Consider the following 8,066-nt stretch of genomic DNA (forward strand, 5'->3'; position numbering starts at 1 on the left):
CAATTCCGGCAATTGCATCAACCGAAAAACGGCGAGCCCACTAACTTACGAATGGTGTACTCGGCGGGGTAAGGTCACGGGGAGCGATCCCCACAACGACGCCGGATAGATTTAGGCAAGCCAACCACAGCATCAAAGATCAGCCTTGCAAAAACGGGGGTGACCATAGATTTTGATGGAAAGGATGTCGGCCGACCCGACGGCCAGCGTGCCGCAGGCATGCCATGGTTGGGGCGAAACGATAGCGGCGTACCGCTTCTTCGATAACGAGAAGGTCTAGTGGCATGCGATTCTGGAGCCGCATTGGCAGCAGACGCAAACGCGGATGCAGACGCATCAGGTCGTGCTCTGTCTTCAAGACACCACCGAGCTTGATTTCAATGGTCAGGATGCGCTCGGATTGGGGCCGCTGACGTATGAGGCGCAGCGGGGGATGTTTGTTCACCCGACCTATGCGGTGACGCCGCAGCGCGAGCCGTTGGGCATCGTGGACGCCTGGATGTGGGCCCGCGAGAAAAAGGACGACTCGGGCCGACGCGGTGGCCCGAAGGAAAGTTTGCGCTGGATCGAAGGCTACGAGCGCATCGCCGAGATGGCGCCGGATATGCCGTCGACCCGCTTGGTGTATGTGGCCGACCGCGAAGCGGATTTGATGGCGTTGATGGAGCGCGCCGATGCGTTGGGCAACCCGGCCGACTGGCTGGTACGTGCCGCGCATAACCGCAGCCTGCCTGAGGGCGATAAGTTGTGGGAGCGTGCCACGCACGACGAAGCGGTGGGCGAAATCGCCTTCCCGATGGCCGCACGCCAAGGTGTGAAAGCGCGCACGGTGCGCCAGCGCCTGTGGCTGCAGCGCGTGCAGTTGCCCGCGAGCAAGAGCAAAAGCGTCGCTGCAACGTGCCTGGTCGCGCGCGAGTTTGACCCACCAGCCGGTGTGAAGCCGATCGAATGGCGCTTGCTGACTAACCGTACGGCGACCACGCTGGATGAAGCGACCGAATTGATCGAGTGGTATCGGGCGAGATGGGAAATCGAAATCCTGTTCAACGTTCTGAAGAACGGCTGTCAGGTCGAAGAACTGCAGTTGGGCACGATTGAGCGACTCGAGCGTGCGTTGGCGCTGTTCCTTGTGGTGGCTTGGCGCGTGACCTATCTGATGCGGCTGGGCCGGATCTGTCCTGATTTGGACGCGCGTCTGTTCTTCGATCCCGATGAAATTCGAGCTGCGTACCTGCTTACGAAAACGCCGAGATCTGTGCAACCCAAGCTCAACGAAGTGTTGCGCTTGGTCGCCCGCCTCGGCGGTTTCCTCGCTCGCAAGGGCGACGGCGAACCCGGCGCGGAGACCATCTGGAAGGGGCTTACGAAAGTTCATATCGCCGCGGAAACCATGCGCTTATTGCGCGATGACGGTGATGCCGACACTTCTGTATAACGACATGCCTTTAGCGGGGACTTTACGGATGATTTCTCATTTTCTCGATGACGATCTCGATGCCGTGAGGACGGCTCGATGGCGCTCGTGGATTCGGGCGTCTGGATAGATTTTTTCCTGCAAGTGGTATCCGAAAGCCAACCGGCTTGACGGTTTGCTCGGCAATGAATTGCCGTTGTCTGGCGACCTGATCATGGCAGTAATGTTGCAGGGTTTTTCGGCTGAATCCGAATTCAATGTGACCCCGCTAACGGATGATGACGCGCTCGAATAGTTGCGTCGCTCCACAAAGGCTTGCAAGTCTCCGAGACCCATATTCAAGCGTTGCACTTTTTGCGACACAGGGTAGCCGAACGCGAGGCTACCGCGTCGATTCGGGGAACACTATTGTAGAGGCTGCGACAGATCAGAAGGCCGGAGGCATAGGCGGGCCTCGGCAAGAGTTGGAGATCCGGTCCGATGGTAACGCTAGTAGTACTTGGGCTTGGGAAGACGTTGCCCAAATCCGGGTATGACATACGAAGCCGAGAGTAGGAACCGAACAGACCGCGCCATAGGAATCGTCATCGCTGAATACTCCTTGGCGCACTCATCAAACAACGCGAAGATCACTCCATGCAAAACCATACTTCGACGCTTGCGGCAATTGGCCGAGTCCTGGTAGCCAGCCTGTTTCTTCTGAGCGGCATTGGCAAGCTCGCAGCACCTGAGATGACCCAGGGCTATATCGCCTCCGCAGGACTGCCGGCACCGATGCTCAGCTACTTGGTTGCGGTCGGTGTCGAAGTCGGTGGAAGCGTCTTGCTAGTGATCGGATACCAGACCCGTATCGCGGCCCTAATCATGGCGGTTTTCACGATTGCAGCCGCGATTGCGTTTCACCGCAATTTTTCTGACCAAAATCAAATGATTCATTTCCTCAAGAACATTGCCGTCACCGGTGGTTTGCTTCAGGTTGTAGCTTTTGGCGCGGGTTCGTTCAGTCTCGATGCTCGTCGCTTGCGAGCTAGCCAGTAAGTGCACCGGCTGAAGTGCGAGGTGTCATGACCATGATCGAACACAGACCTCTTGCCGAGATTGGCGGCATAGAAATCGGCTGGCTGAAGGCGAAGCATCACTTCGCCATAGGCAGCTACGGCAACCCTGCTCATCGCGCGGTCGGTCGTCTTTATGTCTGGAACGACGATGAGATTGCGCCGCGCACGGGCTTTCCGCTGCATCCTCACGTCGGTGTCGAGATCGTCACCTATGTCCGCGAAGGAGTTATTACCCACGAGGATGACCTTGGCAACAAGGGCTACATCAGAGCTGGCGACGTCCAGGTCATGAGCGCAGGAACCGGTATCCACCATTCTGAGCGCAATGATGAAGATGTGCCGACACGGATCTTTCAGATATGGATTGAGCCGAACCAGCGAGGCGGAATGCCATGCTGGAGTACGCAGCCGTTTCCGAAAGCCGACCGCGCCGGGCGGTTCGTCCCGCTCGCCAGCGGCGCTGGCGCGCCCAATGCGCTGGCGATCCGCGCGGATGCTGAGGTATTCGGCGCAACGCTTCTTGCAGGGAGTACGGCTCGACTGGAATTGCAGACCGGTCAGGACGCTTATCTGGTGCCGGCCGTTGGCGTCGTCATCGTGAACGGAATCCGCGTCGAGGCTCGTGAGGGGGTGGCGTTACGTGGAGAGCCAGCGATCGAGGTTCAAGCTCTGATTGATTCCGAACTCGTTCTCGTCGTTACTGCGAGTTCAGCGCAATTTTCACCTCCGTAATGCATTCCGCATCGTCTGTGCAGTGACGAAAATTCAACCGCAGCCTAAGGAGAAAGGCATGTTCGTTGCCGGAAAGTTGACTCGGAGAAACCTTGCGCAAACGATGCCCGTGCATGCAGACCCCCTTGGCTTCACCGATGCCTCCTTCAGAGGAGTAAATCAGGTGACGTTTAGCTACCGCACTCATACCGATGCCGCTGCGACATTGTTGCCCTCCGATCTGGAAATCGAAGAGAACCCTAAAGTGTCGGTGATGTTTCTCTCCTACGGCTTCAGCAGCGTCGGCCCCTTTCGAGAATACATTCACATTATCCACGCTCGATTCCGTGGCGAAGAGGTTGGATTCGTTCCTCACATCTTCATATCAAACGAGCGTGGCATGCTTGCCGGACGGGAGCGAGAGGGCTACCCCAAGCTTCTGGGTGAAATCGACTTCGACATGAACCAGTCCAACGTGTATGGGCTGGTGACGGCACAATTGTCTCGGCCGGCCGGAATTACTTTGGCACAGGGGATTTTTAGGCCGAGCGAATTGATTGACGAGATCAGTGAAGATCAACCTCTGGTAATCAAGGCCATCGGGCTTCGGGTGATCGGTTCTGCCGTACCCAACGGACCCCTGACGGTTTGTGAACTTGTGCCATCAGCACTGGAGTTCACCGCTGGGGAAATATGGTCCGGCGATGGTTCGTTGATTTTCACGGGAGCATCGACGTTCTCGGCGCTGCATGAATTGCCGATTGTAGGAGGTGTCGAGGCCACGGCATTCTACAACTCCACATTTCGGTTGCGTCGTCCCACGCAGACCTACGCGTTTGGTGCCTGATCACAGTATGTATTCTGTTTCCCGGGCGCGACACTACTTGTCAGTCATGCAAACTTCAGCGCCGTAGACCACTCTCAAGATCGGCATTCCGCTTTGGGCGATACAGGTTGACATAGGGCGGGGCGAGTGCAGTGATTTTCAGAACAGCATCATCGGCACGTAATCATCCATTTAGGGAATTGATCATGGCAAATATTCTGGTCCTCAATAGCAGCGTCCTCGGCAATGGCTCTGTTTCGAAGATTCTGGTCGAGGAAACTGTCCACCACCTGTTGAATAGCAACCCTGGTGCAATCGTCACCTATCGTGATCTGGGCGGGGCGCCGATTCCCCATCTCACGACCACCAATGTAGCCGGTGTCAGAGCTGTCGCGGCGACTGACGACGAGTTGGCGGCGCGGGATCTGTCGGATCAACTGATCGCCGAACTGCAAGCCGCAGACATCATTGTCATCGGCGCGCCAATGTACAACTTCAGCATACCTACCGGACTGCGCGCCTGGTTCGACTATGTTCTGCGCCCTGGCGTGACATTCAGCTATTCGGAAGCAGGTCCAAAGGGCTTGGTGACAGGCAAGAGCATCATCGTCATCGAGTCTCGTGGCGGCCTCTACTCCGAAGGACCGGCCCAAGTAATGGATTTTCAGGAACCCTATCTGCGAACCCTGCTGGGCTATATCGGCCTGACCGATGTGACCTTCATCCATGCAGAGAAAATCGGCTTCGGTCCCGATGCTCGCGAAGCGGCTTTGGTATCGGCTAGGCAGGCGATTGCCGAAGTAGCGTGACGCCCATGACTATTTCGAATGTCGGGTGGACGGGAGGCGGTCGATAGCGAGATCCCGCACTCTCGTGCGGGATCTCTGTGATGGTTTATTCGCCCACATCCACTTTTTGGCCTGTCGCCCCCGAGCTACCTGCCCGAAGGCGAAATGGGCCACCGCAACAGCACTGGCATTGTGGAAGCGATCCACTCTGTCGACGCTGGATGACGGCGGGGCGCAGCATCGTCCACTCGAAGCGAACTCCCGCAAAGGCCGGGTCTCGGGGGGGGACGTTGTTCGGTCAGCAGTTCCGGGTCGTATTGCCCAAGACGCTTGAAGAGATGCAGTCCGGCTTCTCCCATCACACTGGAGCACATTGCCAGCTATGGGAGGCGAAGGCGCTTCACTCGCTATCGTGGCGGGCGAAGCATTTGGACGGCGTTCGCCGGTATCGATCTATTCGGACCTGATGTACGTGGACGCCGTGCTCGAGCCCGGCGCACGGTTACAGGCGGTGGCGTAGATCGTTGAGCAATCATCAGTTAAGTCATCTAAGCCCTGCTCGCTGGAGCCTACATCAGGCATGACGACACGGCCTCGTTCGCCCGTGGCGCTCAAATTTCGTTGACTCGGGCGGGCTATCTACCTGAATCGATATCCTAGGTACGCCGGCATGGCTGCACTTGTTGCACGTCGCCGCTTAATCCTGGAGCCAAGTTGATGAAACGGATTGGATCCCATCATGGTCCGGCAGCGCCTTCAGAACTGGCATGGCGAGCCGAAAATGCGTCCGCGCCAGCGACAGGGCGTGCCAACAGGCCGGTTCGGGCGCTCCCGGCTGACCTCGCGCGCCGCCAATTTCACAACGGCGCCTCTCCTTCCGGGGCGCTGCCGGCATTTATGCCACCACGACAGCCGGTGCAGCGTGTGAGGAGCTTCACGGAACTGATGCAGGCTGCGCCCACGTCGCCAGCCCCAGTGCCTGCCACGATGACGGACGCCGACATCGCGGATATGATCGCGGAACTTGGAGGCCCGGCGCCGAGACTGGCCGAGAGTGGCGAACACACTATCGTGCCCCGTGACAGTGAGGTATCGGCAGCTGCATCGCTGCCGGGCCATGGTGAATCAGAAGTCCAGGCTGCGCTGCAAACATCGCAACGAGACAGACGTTTTCGCGAACAAAGCCCGGTGAGAACCACTGAAGCAGGCCCGTCGCGACAGCCCGGGGTAGAAATTCCGGCGAGGACCGCGTCCCAGCTCCGAAAGGAGCGACGCGCCACGCTGGCCCGCGAGATGACCGGCAATCCACATGCCACCGCTGCCGACTACCAGCGTGCCGTGACGACCGCACTGGCCCGCAAGATGACCGGCAATCCCGACGCCACCGCTGCCGACTACGATCGCGAAATGCGCAAAAGAAAGCGGGAGAAACAGAAGGCGCCAAGCCAAGACCCCACGAGCGAAGCTATCCCGCCCGGCCAGGGCTCGCGTTGAGATTGGCCCGCGAAAACTGCCAGCTATCCTTCGGTGAGGGAGGTGCGGAAAATGGGCAAGCATCGGTACCCTTGCCCCGCCCAATTCCGGGGTCACATGGTCACTCGTGAAATCTGGACGTACGCCCGAAGAGCTTGCGCGCGTGTTTGAACCGACGGCGCAGAGCAGCATTAACCAGGTCGTGCGGGTCGACGCACAGAATTTGCAAACCAATGTCGATTCCGTGGGAGCAAACGTTGAACGGATAGGTTTCGCCGAACACCTACTATCGCCCAGCAGAGTTCCACACTGAGAATCGTATTCGATCCAGTGTGGAAGCGTTGCCTTGACCGCAGTCAGCAACTTCAGACCATCGTGCCCCGCGGCTCCGGCGGTCATCGGTGTAACGGCGTCCCCACGAGGAGGTGCAAACCGGTCGCACGGTTCGTCCCTGCAGCGGCCGTGCCGCAATTTCCGACAAAGCCATCGTGTATCCATTTCAGGAAGAACGCCATGCGATATCTATTTCTTGCAGACGATCGACGCGCAGAACGAGGCGACCCTGGGCATGCTGGCGCCCCCGGTGATAACCTTCTCGATCTCGCCCTCGCAGTGCGCGCCCACGAGTTGCAGGGTCTTACATCGTGCACTTTCTTCTCGGGGCTGCCGAAGCCGGTTTCGTACCGGCCGTGCTGTTGTATCTATCCAAGTGGTTTCCCTACGAACGGCGCGCAAGGATTGTCGCGTTGTTCATGACCGCAATGCCGATCTCGAGCCTTGTCGGCAACCCGCTGCCAAACAGCATCGAGCGGGCATCGTGGCTCACGATCGACGAGAAACGAATCCTGCTCGACAATGTCGACAACCATCCGCATGCCAAGAGGATTTCGTCGCTCAAGCATGTGTTCGTCGACCGGCGGTTGTGGATTCTTGGTCTCATCGACGCTTGTATCATGATCGGCGTGTATGCAACGAGCTTCTGGCTGCCGTCGATCCTGCGCGACACCGGCGAGAGCGGTCCGCTCAAGATTGGATTCTGGATGGTGCTGCCAAACGCGGCTGCCGTGATTAGCATGCTGTGGTGCGATCGCAGCTCCGATCGCGCGCGCGCCGCTGGCATATGGCGGTGCCATGCCTGGTCGCGGGTTGCGGGTTGATCGTCACGGCATTCACGCCTCAAACGACGTTCCCGACCGTTGTGCTTTTCTCGCTCGTCAACGCGGGCGCAGCGGCCACCACACCGGTCATCTGGACGTTGCCGCCCACGTTTCTTAAAGGGACGGGCGCGGCGGCTGGAATCGCGATGATTACGTCGCTCGCGAATCTCGGCGGCTTCATCGGTACTTATATTTTTGGGGGCTGCAGGACGAATTCCATTCGCAGCGGGTAGGGATGCTCGGATTTGGAGCGTGTATGCTGATCGGGTGCGCATTGGCGCTTGCCTATCCGAAGGTCAGTGACGCGAGGGCAGCCTCATGAGGCGCTGGCTGCTGGGAATGCTCGATTACCGTGCGGAGTGCGTGCTCAAGCCGTGTTTCTACACGTCGGTGATGTCGGCGACGCCGCTTGGCTTCGCCATAAGCGCTCATTACGACGCCCGTTCAAAATGTACGGCGCTTCAATGTGACTGTGCCGTGCGGCCCATCGACGCGAACGCCAAGTGTTGCTGAAGGAGCGGCATGCCTGATTGAAACGTTTTGGCGAACGATTACAAGCGCTCGAGCTTCCCTCGGTTTTTCGCCTTCCAACGGTCCCGAGTTATGCAGCGGCATCCTTGGTCTGCTGAGCTTTGACCC

Annotated in this window: 7 protein-coding genes and 1 pseudogene; all 8 read left to right on the forward strand. The window is 58.5% G+C overall.

The features are described from left to right. Positions 1–175: 175 nt before the first annotated feature. The 8 genes and pseudogenes from DIE22_RS37515 (at position 176) to DIE22_RS37550 (ending at position 7,660) form a co-directional block, all read left to right on the forward strand. Positions 176–1,435: pseudogene (locus DIE22_RS37515) on the forward strand (IS4 family transposase). A gap of 615 nt (positions 1,436–2,050) precedes the next feature. Further along, positions 2,051–2,452: a DoxX family protein gene (locus DIE22_RS37520; protein ID WP_124607523.1), complete on the forward strand. Its 402-nt coding sequence runs from the start codon at positions 2,051–2,053 to the stop codon at positions 2,450–2,452. Positions 2,453–2,484: 32 nt separating this feature from the next. Continuing rightward, a complete protein-coding gene (locus DIE22_RS37525; RefSeq protein WP_124607529.1) occupies positions 2,485–3,204 on the forward strand; it encodes a pirin family protein in 720 nt (239 codons plus the stop codon). Positions 3,205–3,262: 58 nt separating this feature from the next. Beyond that, positions 3,263–4,030, forward strand: coding sequence for an acetoacetate decarboxylase family protein (locus tag DIE22_RS37530; RefSeq protein ID WP_124607524.1), 768 nt, complete (start codon positions 3,263–3,265; stop codon positions 4,028–4,030). 185 nt (positions 4,031–4,215) lie between these two features. Continuing rightward, positions 4,216–4,818: an FMN-dependent NADH-azoreductase gene (locus DIE22_RS37535; RefSeq protein WP_124607525.1), complete on the forward strand. Its 603-nt coding sequence runs from the start codon at positions 4,216–4,218 to the stop codon at positions 4,816–4,818. Positions 4,819–5,784: 966 nt separating this feature from the next. Continuing rightward, positions 5,785–6,291: a hypothetical protein gene (locus DIE22_RS37540; RefSeq protein ID WP_124607526.1), complete on the forward strand. Its 507-nt coding sequence runs from the start codon at positions 5,785–5,787 to the stop codon at positions 6,289–6,291. A gap of 623 nt (positions 6,292–6,914) precedes the next feature. Beyond that, a complete protein-coding gene (locus DIE22_RS37545; RefSeq protein ID WP_124607527.1) occupies positions 6,915–7,427 on the forward strand; it encodes a hypothetical protein in 513 nt (170 codons plus the stop codon). After that, positions 7,424–7,660, forward strand: coding sequence for a hypothetical protein (locus DIE22_RS37550; RefSeq protein WP_124607528.1), 237 nt, complete (start codon positions 7,424–7,426; stop codon positions 7,658–7,660). Before DIE22_RS37545 ends, DIE22_RS37550 begins: the two co-directional genes overlap by 4 nt. The last annotated feature ends 406 nt before the right edge of the window (positions 7,661–8,066 follow it).

Origin of the sequence: Burkholderia sp. Bp9142, from assembly GCF_003853415.1 — a bacterium.
GTDB lineage: Bacteria > Pseudomonadota > Gammaproteobacteria > Burkholderiales > Burkholderiaceae > Burkholderia.